General features: G+C 40.4%; 16 protein-coding genes and 1 pseudogene. 14 read left to right on the top strand and 3 right to left on the bottom strand.

Going from position 1 to position 17,455, the window contains the following annotated elements; all coding sequences use genetic code 11:
• Nucleotides 1–154: 154 nt before the first annotated feature.
• From ACGEDC_RS14335 to ACGEDC_RS14315, 5 genes are all read left to right on the top strand, one after another.
• Complete coding sequence (locus tag ACGEDC_RS14335; RefSeq protein WP_055024269.1) at nucleotides 155–628, top strand: hotdog fold domain-containing protein; 474 nt, start codon at nucleotides 155–157, stop codon at nucleotides 626–628.
• A gap of 98 nt (nucleotides 629–726) precedes the next feature.
• Nucleotides 727–1,947: a DUF418 domain-containing protein gene (locus tag ACGEDC_RS14330; RefSeq protein WP_394494041.1), complete on the top strand. Its 1,221-nt coding sequence runs from the start codon at nucleotides 727–729 to the stop codon at nucleotides 1,945–1,947.
• Between the two features lie 8 nt (nucleotides 1,948–1,955).
• Nucleotides 1,956–2,579: a YceI family protein gene (locus ACGEDC_RS14325; protein WP_394494039.1), complete on the top strand. Its 624-nt coding sequence runs from the start codon at nucleotides 1,956–1,958 to the stop codon at nucleotides 2,577–2,579.
• 105 nt (nucleotides 2,580–2,684) lie between these two features.
• Nucleotides 2,685–3,029: a DUF1294 domain-containing protein gene (locus ACGEDC_RS14320; RefSeq protein WP_394494036.1), complete on the top strand. Its 345-nt coding sequence runs from the start codon at nucleotides 2,685–2,687 to the stop codon at nucleotides 3,027–3,029.
• A 100-nt stretch (nucleotides 3,030–3,129) separates the two neighbouring features.
• Nucleotides 3,130–3,600, top strand: a complete 471-nt coding sequence (locus ACGEDC_RS14315) for an FKBP-type peptidyl-prolyl cis-trans isomerase (RefSeq protein ID WP_394494034.1) — start codon at nucleotides 3,130–3,132, stop codon at nucleotides 3,598–3,600.
• Nucleotides 3,601–3,757: 157 nt separating this feature from the next.
• Here the strand turns inward: ACGEDC_RS14315 and ACGEDC_RS14310 are convergent, their stop codons facing one another.
• On the bottom strand, nucleotides 3,758–4,972 hold the full coding sequence (locus ACGEDC_RS14310; protein WP_394494032.1) for a M24 family metallopeptidase: 1,215 nt from the start codon (nucleotides 4,970–4,972) through the stop codon (nucleotides 3,758–3,760).
• Nucleotides 4,973–5,193: 221 nt separating this feature from the next.
• Between ACGEDC_RS14310 and ACGEDC_RS14305 the strand changes: the two are divergent.
• The 4 genes and pseudogenes from ACGEDC_RS14305 to ACGEDC_RS14290 all read left to right on the top strand — a co-directional run bounded on the left by ACGEDC_RS14305 (nucleotide 5,194) and on the right by ACGEDC_RS14290 (nucleotide 10,353).
• Nucleotides 5,194–6,980, top strand: a pseudogene (locus tag ACGEDC_RS14305) (aminopeptidase P family protein).
• Nucleotides 6,981–7,198: 218 nt separating this feature from the next.
• On the top strand, nucleotides 7,199–8,500 hold the full coding sequence (locus tag ACGEDC_RS14300; protein ID WP_065109002.1) for a DEAD/DEAH box helicase: 1,302 nt from the start codon (nucleotides 7,199–7,201) through the stop codon (nucleotides 8,498–8,500).
• A gap of 287 nt (nucleotides 8,501–8,787) precedes the next feature.
• Nucleotides 8,788–9,423, top strand: a complete 636-nt coding sequence (locus tag ACGEDC_RS14295; RefSeq protein ID WP_080915173.1) for a peroxiredoxin-like family protein — start codon at nucleotides 8,788–8,790, stop codon at nucleotides 9,421–9,423.
• Nucleotides 9,424–9,582: 159 nt separating this feature from the next.
• Nucleotides 9,583–10,353 carry a DUF2913 family protein gene (locus ACGEDC_RS14290; RefSeq protein ID WP_394494029.1) on the top strand — a complete coding sequence of 257 codons (771 nt, stop codon included), beginning with the start codon at nucleotides 9,583–9,585 and terminating at the stop codon, nucleotides 10,351–10,353.
• A gap of 115 nt (nucleotides 10,354–10,468) precedes the next feature.
• Here ACGEDC_RS14290 and ACGEDC_RS14285 read toward each other — a convergent pair whose 3' ends face one another.
• Nucleotides 10,469–10,951 (bottom strand): MarR family winged helix-turn-helix transcriptional regulator, encoded by a 483-nt coding sequence (locus ACGEDC_RS14285; RefSeq protein WP_055024276.1) that lies wholly within the window; start codon nucleotides 10,949–10,951, stop codon nucleotides 10,469–10,471.
• Nucleotides 10,952–11,897: 946 nt separating this feature from the next.
• On the opposite strand from ACGEDC_RS14285, the gene proB reads away from it, so the two are divergent.
• Nucleotides 11,898–13,004 (top strand): glutamate 5-kinase, encoded by a 1,107-nt coding sequence (proB, locus tag ACGEDC_RS14280; RefSeq protein ID WP_394494026.1) that lies wholly within the window; start codon nucleotides 11,898–11,900, stop codon nucleotides 13,002–13,004.
• Nucleotides 13,001–14,248: a glutamate-5-semialdehyde dehydrogenase gene (locus ACGEDC_RS14275; protein ID WP_394494024.1), complete on the top strand. Its 1,248-nt coding sequence runs from the start codon at nucleotides 13,001–13,003 to the stop codon at nucleotides 14,246–14,248. Before proB ends, ACGEDC_RS14275 begins: the two co-directional genes overlap by 4 nt.
• Nucleotides 14,249–14,380: 132 nt before the next feature.
• Here the strand turns inward: ACGEDC_RS14275 and ACGEDC_RS14270 are convergent, their stop codons facing one another.
• Nucleotides 14,381–14,959: a DsrE family protein gene (locus tag ACGEDC_RS14270; protein ID WP_394494022.1), complete on the bottom strand. Its 579-nt coding sequence runs from the start codon at nucleotides 14,957–14,959 to the stop codon at nucleotides 14,381–14,383.
• Between the two features lie 274 nt (nucleotides 14,960–15,233).
• Between ACGEDC_RS14270 and ACGEDC_RS14265 the strand changes: the two genes are divergently transcribed.
• The 3 genes from ACGEDC_RS14265 to ACGEDC_RS14255 all read left to right on the top strand — a co-directional run bounded on the left by ACGEDC_RS14265 (nucleotide 15,234) and on the right by ACGEDC_RS14255 (nucleotide 17,448).
• A complete protein-coding gene (locus ACGEDC_RS14265; RefSeq protein ID WP_055024280.1) occupies nucleotides 15,234–15,500 on the top strand; it encodes a DUF2960 domain-containing protein in 267 nt (88 codons plus the stop codon).
• A gap of 15 nt (nucleotides 15,501–15,515) precedes the next feature.
• Entirely contained in the window at nucleotides 15,516–16,025 is a 510-nt protein-coding gene (locus ACGEDC_RS14260) for an RDD family protein (protein WP_055024281.1), read from the top strand.
• A 307-nt stretch (nucleotides 16,026–16,332) separates the two neighbouring features.
• The gene (locus tag ACGEDC_RS14255; protein WP_394494019.1) at nucleotides 16,333–17,448 is read left to right on the top strand and encodes a GGDEF domain-containing protein; all 1,116 of its coding nucleotides are present in this window, start codon (nucleotides 16,333–16,335) and stop codon (nucleotides 17,446–17,448) included.
• Nucleotides 17,449–17,455 lie beyond the last annotated feature (7 nt).

Genomic DNA, 17,455 nt, shown 5'->3' with positions numbered 1-17,455 from the left:
TAAATAAATTATACCTCGATATTCTCTAATCTCTGTCATTAATCTTTTTTCAATTTCCTTGGCATATGTGCAAGGCGTTACAAGGATGTTAAACTAACCTAAACCAACTCATCAGACCAGATGTCAAAATAATTCTAATAAGAGAAGGATCGATATGAGCAACAAGCCTAACCATGTATTAGCTTTATATAACAAAGTAACCAAATACCCATTCGGGAATAAAATTTTCTCGATTATGGTGTCACGTATGGCTCCCTATTTTGCCACGGTAAAGCCTCTCGTTACTGAACTAAAAGTCAATCGCTGTGCTTGTTTAATCAAAAAGCGCAAAGCGGTGCACAATCATATTAAAACTGTACATGTGATTGCTATTTGTAATGGCTTAGAAATGGCAATGGGTGTGATGGCCGAAGCATCGATACCTAAGCACCTACGCTGGATCCCAAAAGGAATGACAGTCGATTATACCGCCAAGGCAGGCAGTGATATTTTATGTGTTGCAGAAGTCACCCCCGAACAATGGCAAGTTGGTGACTTACTGGTTCCTGTCAATGCCTATGACACCGATGGTAATGTGGTTGTTCGCGGCACAATTAAATTGTGGATCTCTGAAAAACCACAAAAATAAGCCTTTCTATTACAGCCTAGCTGTTGCTATCTTTTTGATTCAGTGACTGTTAGGCTTTTAATCATCGATCACCACACAAAAACAATATGAATAGCGAAATGGATTCTGCAGCTCATATTAGTACGCCTACCAGCGTCACCAATACTGGCCCAAATCAAGTCAATACCATCAACGAAAGCCATGGAAACCGTAACCATAATATCGACGCCTTAAGGGGATTAGCTATTCTTGGCATCTTATTCATGAATATATTTTTTATGAATGATAGTTTTTACGGTTATGCCCCGCATTTAATACAGCCTAAGATGGATATATTCACTGAGGTAGTTAGTAATGTATTTCTGGAAGGCCGATTTTTAAGCCTTCTTTCCATCTTATTTGGTGCAGGTTTATTGGTGCAATTTCAGCGCTATGAATCGCAAAGTCTACCTGCTTACCCATTAATGAAAAAACGCCTCTTATGGCTTATGTTAATTGGGCTAATGCACGGCGTATTTATTTGGGCTGGCGATATATTATTAACTTATGGTATCAGTGCTTTTTTAGCGCTTAATTATATCAATAGCGATCTCGAAATACTCAAAAAGCGTGCAACTCAATTTGTTGCTCTTTCACTCATTTTAGTCGCTTTGTTTAGTTTAACAATTGAAGATGATCTGTACTTTCGGGGCTCCGAACTGCACCTTGAGCAATTACAAGAATGGTCAGCTGGCTATTTCAACACCGTAATATTGCAGCTTATTCAAGTGGGATTCATGCTTATCATAACGCCCTTTACACTCATTTGGTTTATTGGCGGCTTGATGATGTGGGGAATGGCGCTTTACAGGCAAGGAATATTTGAACACGGGTTAGATAGAGTCACGTTACTAAAATGCATTACGTGGACCATTATTTTCTCTGTTATTGATACTTTATTGGGTTTTTCATCTAATCCGGTGCTAAAAGAGATCTCCGCAACCACAGTGATAATAAGTGCCATTCCCATGGCGATGATTTATATCCATTTGATCGTTAACCTGTGCAAAAACAGTCCACATGCATTAAGTCGTTTGCAAGATGTCGGTAAACTAGCCTTGAGTTGTTACATTATCCAATCCGTTATTGGCGTGATATTATTTCGCTATATTATTCAATACTATGCACCTGAATTACATTTAAAACTGAATAGAATTGATTACGTCTTTATTGCTGGGATAATCATTGGATTACAGCTAGTGTTTGCCCCATTGTATTTGCGGTTCTTCAAACAAGGGCCATTAGAAGCATTATGGCGAAATCGAGTTCGCCATAGTCAAAACAAGATGACCTCACAGTGAGCTACCTTATGAATAAATGGATTATTAACAAGTCGCTTGTGTGCTCAATCGGCGCAATATTGATGTTATCAAGCTGCGTCAGCTGGGTGGCCCCCAATGTTAAATCTGAACTGGTTGCACTGCAGCGTGGTGAATATCAACTCGATAAGAATCATGCTGCACTTCTCTTTAAAATTCAGCATCTTGGTTTATCGACTTATGTGGGGCGTTTTAATCAGTTTGATGCTGAACTGACTTTTGACCCAGACAATATGACCGCAGCGAGCTTAACCGCCGTAGTCGATATTCAATCTGTTGATATCAACAATCCAGGCTTAGCTGAGACCCTACAAGAACCCACTTGGTTTGATTCTGAGACTTTTCCTCAAGCGGTATTTGCAAGCCATACAGTCACCCCAATATCTGAGAGCCAATTTAATTTTACTGGCAACTTAACGCTTAAAGGGGTCACTCAACCTGTCACATTCAAAGCAACCTTTCATGGCGGCGCAGATAATTGGATGACAGGTAAGTACACTGTAGGGTTTAGTGCCATAGGTCGCATTAAGCGTTCTGACTTTAACATGAGCAGTTATATACCGATTGTGGGTGATGAAATAGATTTAGAAATTTATGCTGAATTTTTAAAATAGTTCTTGCTTAAAGCAGCTCTTGTTTAAAATAACCCTTTTATGGCATCCCTTATGTAAAGTACCCCTTATTAACATCGCCATGAACATTTAACCAAACGAGCACCAATGAAACTATTTGGATTGATATCTTGCCTAGCACTCATCATTACAAGCTTTAGCCTATCTAGCTATTTAGGTTATTACGTGCTGCTCATAAACCTGATTTGTGCCGCCGTGACTTGGCATGATAAACGTGCTGCCAGTAAGCAAACATGGCGAGTGAAAGAGCGTACCTTATATATTTTAGCCTTCATTGGCGCCTGGCCTGCGGGCGTTCTTGCGCAGCAATATTTCCGACATAAAACGCAAAAAACGCCCTTTAAGTGGATTTATTGGGTGATGATTGTTTTAAATATTTTATTAGTTATAAGCATGTGTTACTTGCAGTTAAGACACACAGACATAAATTAACGCAAAATCACCTTAAGCAAGCGTGAGACTTTACCCCAGCACTATCAATCAGTAACATGCGTAAAACGACAATCCACCAGAATACACACGAGAACTTACTATGAAAGTCTTATTGGCTATTTGCGTCATCGCTGGACTCATCTTTTATTTTTTTACTCAATCAAATAATAAAAAAGCAGCTCAAGAAAACATTATTAAAGGTGATGCGTTCTTACTAGAAAATCAGAAAAAAGAAGGGGTTGTAACAACACTGTCAGGGCTTCAATATTTAGTCATGCATAAAGGTGAAGGAACTGAGCATCCTAAAGCAACGGACACAATTACTGTGCATTATCATGGCACTTTGATTGATGACACAGTGTTTGATAGCTCAGTAGAGCGTGGTCAAAGTATCGATTTCCCACTTAATCGTGTAATTCCAGGTTGGACTGAAGGTGTTCAGCTAATGACAGTTGGTGATAAATTTAAATTTTTTGTACCAAGCACCTTGGCTTACGGTAACCGCGCGGCAGGTAAAATTGAAGGCGGTTCAGTGTTAATTTTTGAAGTTGAATTACTCGCGATCAACTAAATCAAGCGTTCAACTAAATCAAAGTATTAACTCAACTCAATTATCACTCTAATACTTAACAAAACGCCCATTAGTCATTGCTAATGGGCGTTTTTCAGCATTAGGTAAATATAAACGTTTACTGCCTGATGTCGATTTAATCAAATGATAACTAAATCTACGCTAGGCCAAAAGGATCATCGATTGATTTAGCGGGTTCAGTGAACCAAACCGCTCCCTTTTCGGTCATGTAAAAATGGTCCTCATGGCGCACGCCAAACTCTCCCGGCACACATAACATAGGCTCATTACTAAAGCACATTCCAGCAGTCAGTTCAGTATGATCATTTAATACCAAATAAGGCCACTCATGGATGTCTAGTCCAACACCATGACCAGTTCTATGGGGTAAACCTGGTACATCGTAACCAGGGCCAAACCCCGCATTTACAATGACCTCACGCGCGGCTTTATCGACACTCGCACAGGTTTTACCAATTTGAGCAGCCTCAAAAGCAGCTAACTGAGCTTGTTGCTCTAGCTGCCATAGTTCACGTTGGCGCTCATTAGGCTCACCAAAAACATAAGTACGAGTGATATCAGAATTGTAGCCTTGTAGCTGACAGCCAGTATCAATAAGTACCGTATCATTTACCTCAAGAGATTTAGGCGACTTAACCCCGTGAGGATAAGCAGTATCTTCACCAAACAACACAATACAGAAATAAGAACCAGCAGAGGCGCCAACCTTTTTATGCGCTTCATGAATGAATTGCTCCACTTCAGCAGTCGTGATCCCTTCACGTAATATGCTAGCTGCTGCAATATGAACAGCCAAAGTCATGTCTTTGGCATGTTGTAATAAAGCAAGTTCTGATGCTGACTTAATCATCCGGCAGCCAGCTGTAATGCTTTTAGCATTGACATATTCAAGCTCAGAGTTCGCTAAACGCATGCCATCAAAAATGAAAAATGCAGTTGACTCATCGATGCCAATTTTACCGGAAGAAATCCCCATCTGGCTGACTGTGTTGGCAAAAAGTGCGTAAGGGCTTTCATCTTCATGCCACGTATTTACCTTACCTTTAATCGCCATGAAGCCTTCTAAAGTATCTAGCTCAAACGCAGGTGCAATATATTCAACGTCACCTGTTGCAGGGATGATGGCTCCAACCATGCGCTCACTGGCGTACCATTTAGTTCCAGTAAAATAGTATAAATTGGTACCAGCATTAACATAAATGGCTTCTATGCCCTGCTGCTGCATTAACTGTTGCGCTTTAGCAATACGTTGTTCAAATTCCACAAGTGCAATACTAACTACATCCTCTGTCATGTCCGATAAACTTGCCAGCGCTTGCTCTTGAGTTTGAGTACCAACTCCAATCGTCATAAATGACTCCAAAAAAAGTTAAAGGTGATGAGATTTTTGTCTTAGTGTAAACTGCAATTTGAAAATGTATACAATATAAATTCATATCAGTATTTACTGGCTTATCGCTCATGTAACATTTGCCCAATATAGTCTTTAACTTGCAAAGCGCCTCGGGCAATTGCGATAATCGCCTTTCATCAATAAGACTGAATCAATCAGCCCTCTCCAACGGAGTTATCATGTCAGACATTATTAATCAGCGCCTGCAGGCCATTCGTGAAGAACTAACTAAACATAATCTCGATGCGTTTATTATTCCTAGAGCTGATGAATACCTCGGAGAATATGTCCCTGAGCGAAATGAGCGCCTACTATGGGCAACGGAATTTACTGGATCTGCTGGGATGGCAATTGTCTTAAAAGATTCTGCGGCAATTTTTGTTGATGGTCGCTATACCGTACAAGTTAAGCAACAGGTTAATGGCGAACTATTTAGTTACGAAAGCTTATACGATACCCCGCAAGTTGAATGGCTCATTGATCAATTAGGCTCAGGTAAACGTGTTGGAATCGACACTCGACTGCATACATTAGCTTGGTACCAACAAGCTGAGCATAAACTTACCAAAGCGGGACTTGAGCTAATCAGTGTTGCAGAAAACCCAATTGATATTCATTGGCATGACCGCCCAGTATTACCTAGTGAACCTATTACCCTATTTAGCCATGAAGGCGCCGGGCGAAATAGCCTTGAAAAACGTCAACAGATTGGTGCACTAGTCGCTAAAGAAGGCGCAGATATGGCATTGATTGCTGCGTTAGATTCTTTCTGCTGGCTACTTAACATCCGTGGCAATGACGTTCCACGTCTACCTGTCACATTGGGTTGTGCATTATTATCAACCAATGGTGATATGACCTTATTTGCTGATATTGCCAAAATGCCAGCTGGATTCATTGAACATGTTGGCGCTGGTGTTGATTTCAAAGATGAGTCACTTCTAGCTGATTCTTTATCGCAACTTAACGGTGTAAAACTATTAGCTGACCCAAATACTGCCAATGCGTGGAGCCAACTCTCGGCCCAACAAGCGGGTGCAGTATTAGTTGCAGGTAGCGACCCTGTCGCTTTACCAAAAGCACAAAAAATGCAGCAGAACTTAACGGAATGCGCGCAAGCCATGTCAGAGATGGCGTAGCCGTTAGTCGTTTCCTTGCATGGCTTGACCGTGAGGTGGCCGCTAATGTGATGCACGATGAAGCGCAGCTCGCTGATAAGCTTGAATCATTTCGTTTAACGGATCCACTTTACCGTGAGCCTAGCTTTGACACCATTTCTGCAACGGGTGGTAACGGCGCGATGTGCCATTACAATCACCTTGATGGCACGCCAAGCCAAATGACCATGAACAGCATTTACCTTGTTGACTCTGGTGCTCAATACATTGACGGTACGACTGATGTCACTCGCACCATCGCAATTGGTCATGTCACTGCTGAACAACAAAAAATGTTCACCTTAGTGCTTAAAGGCCATATTGCTCTTGATCAAGCTAAGTTCCCGAAAGGCACATCAGGCCAACAACTTGATGGATTTGCTCGCCAGTATTTATGGCAACATGGGTTTGATTATGATCATGGCACGGGTCATGGCGTGGGACATTTTTTAAGTGTTCATGAAGGCCCACAACGCATAGGTAAAAATGTTAATGGCGTAGCATTATTACCAGGAATGGTGCTTTCTAATGAGCCAGGTTATTACCGTGCTGATGAATTTGGTATTCGAATTGAAAACTTGGTGGCAGTTATCCCTTCACCGACACTGGTTAATGCTGAACGTGAGATGATGGAATTTGATGCACTCACCTTAATTCCGATGGATAAACGCCTAATTGATAAATCACTGTTAACTAAAGCCGAAATCAATTGGTTCAATCAATACCATGCCAAAGTATTTAGCACGTTATCGCCACTCATGCAGGGCGAAGATTTAACTTGGCTTACTCAAGTGACTAGTGAGTTATAACAACGCCATAAGTCAACGCTAACGAGCACTGAATACCAAGTTTTGAACAAAAACTTGGTATTTTTTTGTGTTTTTGCCTGTTTCTTCAAAATGTCATTAGATTAAGTTAAGAATTAATCAATTATATTTGTTATACTCCGCCGCCGCTTCTTATAGCAGTTATACTGAGCTTGTAAATAACCCGTTGAACGACGTGATAATGATAGGAACATATACCGATGAAATTTGAATCTTTTAGCTTCGCCCCTGAAATATTAAGTGCGATCGCTGATTGCGGTTATAAAACTATGACACCCGTTCAGCAACAAGCTATTCCAGCTATCCGCCGTGGTGAAGATGTACTTGCAAGTGCGCAAACGGGCACAGGTAAAACAGCTGCTTTTGCACTGCCTTTACTACAAAAAATGGTTGAGAACCCACGTGAAGTGCAACACTCAAACACCCGCGCGCTTATTTTAACGCCGACACGTGAGCTTGCTGCACAAGTTGCTGAAAACATCACCGATTACAGTAAAAATATTAACATTGAAGTGCTGACCATCTATGGTGGTGTAAAAGTGGCAACCCAAGCGCAAAAACTAAAGCGCGGCGCAGATATTATTGTTGCCACCCCTGGTCGCCTTTTAGAACACTTATTAGCCTGTAATTTAAGTTTATCAAACGTGGAGTTTTTAGTGCTTGATGAAGCCGATCGTATGTTAGATATGGGCTTTAGCACTGATATTCAAAAAATCCTGCAAGCCGTTAACAAGCAACGTCAAAACTTACTCTTCTCAGCTACTTTTTCAACATCAGTGAAAAAGTTAGCCAATGAAATGCTTAATAAGCCAAAAGTGATTACCGCTGATAAGCAAAACACCACAGCAGCAACAGTAAGCCAAGTAGTTTACCCCGTAGAGCAGCGCCGTAAGCGTGAGTTATTATCAGAGCTCATCGGTACCAAGAATTGGCAACAAGTATTAGTGTTTACCGCAACACGTGATGCCGCCGATGTATTGGTTAAAGAACTGAATTTAGATGGGATTCCATCTGCAGTTGTTCATGGCGAAAAAGGCCAAGGCAGCCGTCGCCGTGCATTGCGTGAATTTGTTGAAGGTAAAGTTCGTGTGCTAGTTGCAACAGAAGTGGCAGCCCGTGGTTTAGATATTCAAAACCTAGGTTATGTTGTTAACTATGATTTACCTTTCCTCGCTGAAGATTATGTTCACCGTATTGGTCGCACAGGTCGAGCTGGTAAATCTGGCACTGCAATTTCATTTGTTAGCCGTGAAGAAGAGCGAACTCTTGCGGATATTGAAAAGTTAATCGATCAGCCTATTCGCAGAATTACCATGCCAGGTTACGAAGTCGGCAGCAGAGAGTTATTGCTAAAACAAATTCAAAAACGTCGTAGTTTTGCCAAAAAACAGCAACGAGTTGACAATGCGGGTGCACAAGTTGTTGCAGAGCGAAACATGCAAGGACGCCGTGTCACTGTTGGTAAATCAACCAGCACAGTTAAGTATAAAAAACTAAAATAGTTCATTAACTTAATATCACAAGCTAATCTAAATTAAGGCGCTACACGCGCCTTTTTTATTGCCCCTCAAAGTTCAATAGCTGTCATTTTTATCGCTGCACACCTAAGATGTAAATTTAAATTCACTTTTAAGTCTATATCATGAAATAAAAACTGTTATGCTCGGGTCTAGTAGATTGTGAAAGTAAAGTCACTGCTATGCACACTTTAAATTGAGACAACAATGAAGTAATGCCTTGCTTGGCATTCAATAAGACTAACCCTTTTTATTTGAATATGGATTTCAGCATGTTAAAAAAACTTATGTTAGCCGCAGCAATCACCTTGTTTAGTTTGCCTTCGCTGGCTAAACCAATAGCCAGTGATGAATACCACGTCATGCCATTAATGAATGGTCAGCAGATCCCAAGTGTTGTTTTACAAGATGTGAAAGGCAACAAAGTAGATTTAGCAGAGCTAACAGCGCAAAAGCCAACCATTTTCTTTTTCTACCGTGGTGGCTGGTGTCCATTCTGTAATATCCAAATGGGTCAGCTAAAAGCGATTGAGCCTAAGCTAATTGAAATGGGCTTTCAATTAGTGGGGATTTCACCTGACTCACCCGCTAAATTAAAAGCATCAATGACTGATAATGAATTAGATTACTTGCTGCTTTCTGATGAAAAAATGGCAGCATCACAAGCATTTGGTATTGCATTCTATACTAGCGAAAAAGTCACCAGCATGTATCAAGCTAAACTTAATGTGGACAATACCTTATGGACGACACCTGAAGGTGACAAACGCCTAGTTCTCCCTGTTCCTGCGGTTTATGTAGCAGATAAAAGTGGATTAGTGCATTTTCAATATATTAATCCGAATTACAAAGTCCGTCCGGCGCCAGAGTTAATTTTGACTGCTGCAGAATTACTGCAAAATCAGTAACCTGAATCTTAGCGTCAACCTTGGCGATAACTTATTGTTGTCGCCTACTCCCTCTTCTTTAATCAGTCTGGTTTAGCCTTTTTCTTTTCTTTTAAACACAATCATTATCACCTTATCAAAAGGCTTTGACATAATAATTATTTAATCGCTGAAGCCAAGTTGGTAGCAGCAATTCAAGCTCCTCTGCTACAATACATCTTATATTATTCGTCTGATGACAACGCCCTATCACTGAACGATTTATCTGATACGGCAATTCAACCTAACGGTGTAAACAAAGTGCAAACCCAAACCTATAACCAAGCCATTTTAGCTGTGGCAGAAGCCGCTCAAATCGCATTAGCAGAGTCTGCAGCAAAACAAAAAGCCAAAAGAACATCCGCCCAAGAAAGCCACTTCTTGTGTGCTTGGTTAGTGGAAATGTATAAAGTTAAACGTTTCCCTAAAATCGTTGCCAATGATATTTCTGGCTGGATTACGTTAGCTCGTAGTAAAGGCGCCGGCGCCATGCTTCCGCAATTGTTTGATGCTATTGCGACTCAGTACCGCCTAGTAGAAAAACCTGCCATATCCCAACATCAAGCAGTACAGGAGTTACTTGCAGAACTGGAAACGGACGACTGGTTTGTTATCGCAGATAGCGCTTTTTCAAATGAGCCTAAAACTAAACTAAAGCTTGCAGGAAATGGTCAATCAAGTTTGGTGGTATGTGAAGATCAACTAGCGCAGCACTTTGAAGGTGATAAACTCACTAAAGCATTGCCAATTTATGTTCGAGGTGACGAAAAGCATTTTGCACAAAAGGCGTTAGATAAAGGCTTATTAGTCAGCCCTGGAAATAAAAAAACCAGTATGATTAAGCACCACAAAACTTATTTAATTGCACCAAACAATCAATTAGGTGAGCTTTGCTTACTTGTCTCTATTTAGTCGTCACCTCAATAAGATAACGCCTTAACGCTAAACAAAGCGATGAGTAACAACGAAATAGCCATGAAGATATGGGCGCTTTAGACAAACTTTTAGCGCCCTATTGAGATTGGATTTATTGATGCTCGTGGGTATGTAACTGACCCACCTCTAAGACAGGTGATGCATCTAAATCTTCAGCATCCATCATACTTGAAATACGCTGCATAGTGGCCAGCATTTGCGACTGTTCCCATTCTTCCATTGATTCAAAACGGGTAATAAAGTGCTCTTGTAGCGGTGTTGGCGAGTCTTTTATGATGTCTTTGCCTTTTTCCGTTAAACTAATCCCCACTTTACGCTTGTCCGTTAATGACCTTGTACGCGTCACCAGTTCACGTTTTTCTAATCTATCTAAAATACTCGTAATCGTGGCAGAGCTGAGATTAATTGTCAGTGCGACCTCTTTTACCATCGCATTATCATGATCTGCAATTGCTTGGAGCACTAATAATTGTGGGCTAGTCAATCCAGTTTCTTTACTCAGCTTTTTTGAATATAAATCAATGGCTCGAATCACTTGCCGCAAAGAGACGAGTAACTCTTCATACTTTTTCATAAGACAAACTCAGTTCAATACTAATGATTTCAATTCTATCAAATGCGTAATCAATCCTAAATACCGCCTTTAGTCTTAATAAAACCCGAACCTGTAAACTTTTCATGCAACATAGGTTGATCTTATTTAACAACTCCGTATCATAATAGTTTGTATTCTAATTATTAGTAGTAAACACATGTTGCAACCACGCGTTTTAAAGTCGTCACTGTTTTCAATCTCAAAATCTAGACTAATAGCAAGAAATTCACTGGAATTCGTTTGTTTTTGGTTAATCCTCGCAAGTTATATATTCAGCCCTTTGTATACAATATATAAATCGTACTCAAACGATAATAATATAAAGTGATGAAAAATTCGTATTTAACATTCGCATTAAATTATTTTTTGATATTGATGTTAACTGGCAATACGATCAATTATCCCAGTACAAGCAAATCCCTCATTCAGCGTAAAAACAACAAGCTGAATCGCATTTGCTGCGCCCAAAGGCCTATACACTCTTACTTACAGGCGTGTAGCAGGCTGTATGAGTATTTTTTAGCTCTAAGAAAACCAATACTGCTGTTGGGTTATTTATCAGCTCTTTTGCTGTGTTTGGTTTCAAGTTCACACCACAATTTTACTTTAGCTTAGTTTTTACAACTTTCGTTGCCGAGCTTTCAGGCCCTACTTTCAATTTATCCCAACGATATTATTCATATTACACTTCATTCAAAAACACATTTATCAGTATCAGTGTATTGATTAACTGGTTCTGCTTAACAGTGCTACAAGGTAGTTTTTCAGTTATTCGGCTTGCCATTCTTTTACGACTTAAATTAAGCATTAACGCACTAGCCACAAAAGTCGCTTTCTTCTTTAGCCGTCTACTACCTCAACAAATAACCCTTAAATTTAAATTAGTTAATCGAAAGCTTGTTAAAAGCACATCACAAGAGGAACTATGTCTTTACGTCACAACACGCGCATCGTAGTCAAAGTTGGCAGTGCCCTTATTGCACCAGGAAACGATGGCTGTAGCGCTAAATACCTTAAAAATATTGCTCAGTTTATTCAAAACTGTCGCCAGCAAGGACAACAAGTAATACTTGTTTCATCTGGCTCTGTTGCTGCAGGGCGACAATGGTTTGATGTTGATTCGCCAACTAAAGCGTTAAAGAAAGCCATGGCAGCGGCAGGTCAAAATGACATGATGGCAATATGGGCTAAGTTACTCGATATGCCATTAGCCCAAATCCTGTTAACTCATGCAGATTTATGTAATAGAGAACGCTACGTCAGTATCAAAGACACCATTGAGTCATTGCTAGAGCACAATGTACTGCCTGTAATTAATGAAAATGACACCATGACGTCTGAAGAACTTAAAGTGGGTGATAACGACAACCTAGCAGCGATGGCAGCGGCGGCAATTGATGCTGATACCCTTATCATGTGCACAGACGTTAACGGCCTTTATGATAAAAACCCACATCAATACGATAACGCCCAACTTATTCAGCAAGTGAATGAGATAACCTCCAAGATATATGCAATGGCGGGAGGCGCGGTAAGCGCAACTGGCACAGGAGGGATGCTAACTAAAATCCAAGCGGCAGAAAAAGCCACTGCACATGGTATTGATACCTTAATTATTAATGGGTTTGAGAATGCCTCTTTTGAGCAACTACTGGCAGGTAAAAACCCTGGCACCCACTTCCTAGCCAATATCGAGCCACTCTCACCCGCGATTCATTGGATGACGCACACTGTGAAAGAGCGTGGTGAAGTCATCATTAATGACACCACAACCACCCACTTTGCAAGTGATGAAGATATGCTCACAAGTGGCAATATCCTTGAAGTGAAGGGGCAGTTTTCGGCAGGAGATACCATCTTAGTATCGACCGATGATGGCACCAAAGTGGCTAAAGCTAAAACCAATTACAGTAGCTGTTTACTTAATTATATCGCTCAAGAACAGGATGACGAGAATACAAGCCAAAGCTATTTTGCGCAAAACGATTCTATTATTTCGAAAGAGCACTTAACCGTATTGGAGAACGAATGAAATTAATTACAGATATTGCAAAGCAGGCCTCTCAGGCCTCACGCTCTTTAGTTAACTTAGACACCGAAACTAAAAACCATATTCTAAACGTTATGGCAGCAGAATTGCGCAATGCGGTGACCACGATCCTCGAAGCGAATCAACTGGATATGGACAATGCAAAACAAAATAACTTAGCCAGTGCCATGCAAGACAGATTGCTATTAAACGAACAACGAATTGAACTAATGGCAAAAGGACTAGAAGAGGTAGCACTACTCCCCGATCCTGTTGGTAAAATCCGCGACTTAGGTGAGCAGCCTAATGGCATTAAGATCAGTAAAATGCGCATCCCACTTGGCGTTGTCTGCATGATCTATGAAGCAAGACCCAATGTCACCGCTGATGCTGGCGCATTATGCTTTAAATCAGGCAATGCCATTATTTTACGTGGCGGTAAAGAAGCATTGCATTCAAGCAAAGCCATTGCCTCAATACTACAAAAAACCTTAGTCAAATTTGATTTACCTGAAGCACTCATTAGTGTCGTGCCCAACGCTGATAGAGCCTTATTAATGGATTTAATGCAACAACGTGAATACATTGATGTCATTATTCCTCGAGGCGGTGAAGGGTTAATTAACTTTGTCACAGATAACAGTAAAGTGCCTGTGATTCAGCACTTTAAAGGAGTTTGCCATTTATATATAGACAAATATGCTGACTTCGAAAAAGCCATTAAATTACTGTTAAACGGTAAGACACAACGAACAGGTGTGTGTAATGCGCTAGAAGGATTAATCGTTCATAAAGCCATTTTAAATGACTTTATACCGTTAGTTGCTAAACATATGGCAGAGCAAAATGTCTTAATTAACGCCTGCCAAACCAGCCTCCCATTTTTTAACCAAGCTCAATTATTGCAAGATGACCAATTTGGTACAGAATATCTCGACCTTGAAATAGCGGTTAAAACTGTCGATAGTTTGAATGGAGCACTGGATCATATCCATCAGTTTGGCAGTAATCATACCGAGGTTATTTGCACTGAAGACAAACAGCGTGGTGAGTTATTTCAGCGCAGTGTTGATGCTTCAGTCGTGATGGTGAATGCCTCATCGCGATTTTCTGACGGTAGCCAATTAGGCTTAGGCGCTGAAATCGGTATTGCTACGACAAAATTACACGCCTATGGTCCAATGGGACTGGAATCGTTAACGGCTGAAAAATTTTTAGTTTCAGGTGATGGTCAAGTTCGAGATTAGTAATATCACCAGCCAATAAATAGTAATCACATTGACGTCCTTGTACTTAAATCAACGGTATTTGGATAAAAATAAAGCCCTTTCGAGGGCTTTACTATTTATCTTCTAAATTAAGGTAGCCAGACATCTTGGCTAAAATGGGTTAAGACTATAACCTTCTTGGGCTAATACGGCATGAGCTGTCATTGCCGACAAAGCCATATCGACACCTGGTAATAATGCCGTGTGTTCTAAACCATAATAAGCAGCGCTTTGGCCACAAATATAAATTTTAACGCCTTGATTTATCAGCTGCTGCACTAACTCTTTATTAGGATTTCCCTCACTAACATCTTTGCCATGAACCTGTTGGTAAAAAGCATCATTAGCCAAGTCAGTTATCGACGATCCATGAACGACCATAGCTAATTGAATATCTTGTGGCTTAACGTCTGCCTCAACATGCATATTAATAAACCGTGCTAAGGTATTAAGGCTACGGTTAACTTCACTGGGCTTAGCAGCTTTGCTCATATCAAATGCCACTTTAAATACCATACCTTTTGGGATCACTAAGCTCGACGTCACTGGCGCAATCTTACCGTATTCTTTTATGGTCGCGCCGGATTTAAAAGCCTCTTTGCCTGCAATGGCTGACGGTGACATCAGCATAAGCGCTCCAATAAATAGCACTGTGCTGACATTGAAAACCTGCTGATAATAGTTAACCATTTAATCTGCTTCCTTGTGGTAATACGATTTATGAAGATGCGTAATAAACCTTTCAAACTCTAATCAGTTAATGTTGATTTAACAAGCAATAGATAAGCTGTCGGTATTTGCCGAGCGTATGCGTATAGCTGAGCAATAACAAAACTATCTTGCACAGATCAGTTTGGTTATAATGGCGCCTGTTGACAGTAGTTATTGTGAACTAACTTTGTCATACACTATTTTTGTATAAGCCATAAACCTTATACCTACAGCATTTGTTTCAGGAGTTCCCATGGCTCGCCAAGTCATTTATACCTTTAAAGGTCAAACCAAAACTATCGCATTCAGTTACGACAAACATCATGATCTTTACGAAGCTGCTGCAGAAGCTGAAGGTATCGACTTAAGCCGCTTTTTAGCGATGGAACAGCAAATAGCGCTCACTTCTAAAAAAGGGGCTCGCGCCGAGAAGGATTTCCGTAAAACTGAGTTTGCTCGCTTTGGCTTTTCAAGCATTAAGTTTGTGCGCGAAGACGACGAAGAAACATCAAATAGCTAATCGATAGGAAATCACATGATCAACACAGAACACGCAAACTTTCCTCGAGCCAGCTTCACGAGACGTTGCGGTGCAATGATTTATGACGGTCTATTAGCCGTTGCCGTTTATATGGTGGCAGGGGCTGTCGGCTTTGGTTTATTTTTAGGCCTAACCAGCACAGGTGTTATCGGCATGAATGGTCACGAGCATGTATCAGATCTACTAAATCAAACACCGCTTTATCAAGGAATTTATCAGCTTTGGTTGGTGATGTGTGTTGTGGCTTTTTATGCGCTATTTTGGAGTCGTGGTGGCCAAACTCTCGGCATGCGAGCGTGGCGCTTGAAAGTTCAGCACCCAAACGGACAAAATTTAAGTTTCATCACAGCCGTAGCTCGCGTTGTATGGTCATTTGCAGGGGTTAGTAACCTGTTTATTTTAATTAATCCTGACAAGCTTGCCCTACAAGATAAAATGACACGCTCCGAAGTTGTAGTGCTATCGGTTGAGGCTAATCAAATGCGCAACTGGCATGGTGCTTAACCGCAATATTAGCTAACGAGAAAACCTGCTCAATCTTCATAAGCCAACTGAATTTTCAGTTGGCTTTTTTAATGGAATTACTGCCTTATCCGATAAAAAAGCCTTTGTGACAGGTGTTGTCCTCTCAAAAGAAGTCGAAAATACTCTATTTACTCCAACAATTCCTGCACAGCAAGTTCAATCTAACTTGGCGTTGGTTAAATACTACGCTATCTTAGGGGACAAGGTGTTGAGTAATCTAAGAGACTCTGTGAAGTGACATCTTAATAAAGGAATATTAAGTTCTCAAAAGGAAGCTGATTAACAGTTGAAATTTTTAACAGCGATTAAAACATTGCTTGTCAATTATCTTAACCGAGGTACTGAGCTTTATGACGATCCAGAAAAGCGTCATAGAATACTCATTATCAATTGGTTCGGGATGGTTGGGTTTTCGATTACATTTATTTTAGGTATCAACGCTCACTTTCAAAATAACGACCGACTTGCCATTGTTCTGCTGCTATCTTGCGTTCTTTTTTTCTTATCTTTATTGAATCACTGGAAGTTTTTAAAACAGTATCGATTTGAAACCTCTGCCACACTCATCCAGCTTAGTTTGCTCGCCTTAATGCTGTATTTAGTTTATAGCGGTGGGGCCAATAACACTGGGCCATTATGGGTTTTTTTAGTCCCTCCTGTCATGATGTTCTTTGGCGGGCTTAAAGGTGGTTTACGCAATACCAGTGTGTTTATCACGTGTTACTGCATCATCATGTTTTACCCAGACAATCAATTACTTGAAGCGAGTTACACACATGAGTTTAAAACCCGTGTGCTGTACTCATTAATTACACTGACTTTCTTATCTGGTTATTACGAATACTCTCGCCATCAATCATTTCAGCATGTAAAGCAATTGAGCGCCAAATTTGAACAACAAGCTTTACGGGATCACTTAACCGATATTCCTAATCGACGAGCCATGATGGAGCAACTTAACTACGAGTATGCCAGAGTCGTTAGAAATAATTATGATATGAGCATACTGCTTATTGATGTGGATTTTTTCAAAAAGATTAACGACAAATACGGTCATCAATGTGGTGATGAAGTGCTTATTAAGTTGGCAAAATCCTTTACTGCCACTTTGCGTAAGCAAGATATGATTTCACGTTGGGGTGGTGAAGAATTTCTGATTTTATTGCCTCACACGGGGTTTAATGACGCATTTGAAGTGGCAGAAAAAATCAGGAAAACTATCCAACAAAACCCAATAACATTCGATGATAAAACGATTGAGATAACGGTCAGTATCGGTATAGGTAAAGCTGATATCCATCATTCTGTTGACTCGGCAATATCTCAGGCCGATGAACATTTATATCAAGCTAAAGAAGAAGGACGTGATAGTGTCTATCCCAAAGTGGACAAAATAGCCTAGCCATTTA

This window comes from Shewanella sp. ENK2, from assembly GCF_043568515.1.
Taxonomy (GTDB): Bacteria; Pseudomonadota; Gammaproteobacteria; order Enterobacterales; family Shewanellaceae; genus Shewanella; species Shewanella japonica.
The sequence above is the reverse complement of the archived record's forward strand: the minus strand, read 5'-3'. Positions and strand labels throughout refer to the sequence as shown.